2 tRNA genes are annotated in these 216 nt (G+C 57.9%); both read left to right on the plus strand.

The window, feature by feature from the left end:
• The first annotated feature begins 1 nt into the window (after position 1).
• Positions 2-77, plus strand: a tRNA-Gly gene (locus tag WS40_RS11175).
• 6 nt (positions 78-83) lie between these two features.
• Positions 84-159: transfer RNA gene (locus WS40_RS11180), tRNA-Val, on the plus strand.
• Positions 160-216: the final 57 nt, after the last annotated feature.

The raw sequence follows: 216 nt of genomic DNA on the forward strand, positions 1-216 counted from the left end.
TGCGGCCGTAGCTCATCTGGTAGAGCGCCACCTTGCCAAGGTGGAGGTAGCGAGTTCGAGCCTCGTCGGCCGCTCCATTATGTGGAAGTTTAGCTCAGCTGGGAGAGCATCTGCCTTACAAGCAGAGGGTCAGCGGTTCGAGCCCGTTAACTTCCACCATGTGGCCCGGTAGTTCAGTTGGTTAGAACGCTAGCCTGTCACGCTAGAGGTCGTCAG

Origin of the sequence: Ruminococcus sp. N15.MGS-57 (assembly GCF_000980385.1) — a bacterium.
In the GTDB taxonomy this organism is placed as follows: domain Bacteria; phylum Bacillota; class Clostridia; order Oscillospirales; family Ruminococcaceae; genus Hominimerdicola; species Hominimerdicola aceti.